Source organism: Streptomyces pseudogriseolus, from assembly GCA_002154585.1.
Taxonomy (GTDB): Bacteria; Actinomycetota; Actinomycetes; order Streptomycetales; family Streptomycetaceae; genus Streptomyces; species Streptomyces pseudogriseolus.
The window spans coordinates 1-759 of record MUNG01000662.1 but is presented as its reverse complement, the minus strand read 5'-3'; the positions used below and the strand labels follow the sequence as shown (position 1 = coordinate 759).

At 74.1% G+C, this 759-nt stretch carries 1 protein-coding gene and 1 pseudogene; both read left to right on the top strand.

Translation table 11 applies throughout. The annotated features are described in order from the left end of the window. A pseudogene (locus tag CCN29_RS33905) lies at positions 1–412 on the top strand (DUF5925 domain-containing protein); the annotation flags it as partial. Positions 413–428: 16 nt separating this feature from the next. Beyond that, positions 429–759 (top strand): DUF72 domain-containing protein (locus CCN29_RS33900; protein ID WP_143661466.1); only part of this gene is annotated, 331 nt, incomplete at its 3' end.

Genomic DNA, 759 nt, shown 5'->3' with positions numbered 1-759 from the left:
CCCGCCGGGCACCGGCAAGACCTCCGCGCTGCGCACGCTCGCCCGGTCCTGGCGCGACTGGTGCCAGGTCGACTGCGTGCTGGACCCCGAGCGGCTCTTCTCCGACGTCGGCTATCTGATGGACATCGCGATCGGCGAGGAGGACGGGTCCGGCAGGAACCGCTGGCGGCTGCTGCTCCTGGAGGACTGCGACGAGCTGATCCGCGGCGAGGCCAAACACACGGCGGGACAGNNGGCCCGGATCGAGGTGGGGCCGCTGACCCGCACGGAGGCGGTGAGCTGGCTGGGCCGCGAGGAGGGCGTCGGACGCGAGGGGGCCACCCTGGCCGAGCTGTACGCGCTGCGCCGCGGCACCTCCCCGACCTCCCTGCCGGAGCCGCGCGGCGACGCGGACGCGGGCCTGTACCTGTAGGAGCCGGGAGGGCCGCATGCCGCTGCTGGTGGGGACCTCGGGATGGCAGTACAAGGACTGGCGCGGAGTGCTGTACCCGCCCGGCCTGCCGGTACGGCTGTGGCTGGAGGGGTACGCGGCTGCCTTCCCCACCGTCGAGGTCAACAACGCGTTCTACCGGCTGCCCTCCCGGGAGACCTTCGCGTCCTGGCGGGAGCGCACCCCGCCGGGCTTCGTCGTCGCGGTCAAGGCGAGCCGCTACCTGACGCACGTCAAACGGCTGCGGGAGCCCGCGGAGCCGGTGGCGCGCCTGATGGGCCGCGCCGAAGCCCTCGGCGACCGGCTCGGCCCAGTCCTCCTCCAGCTCC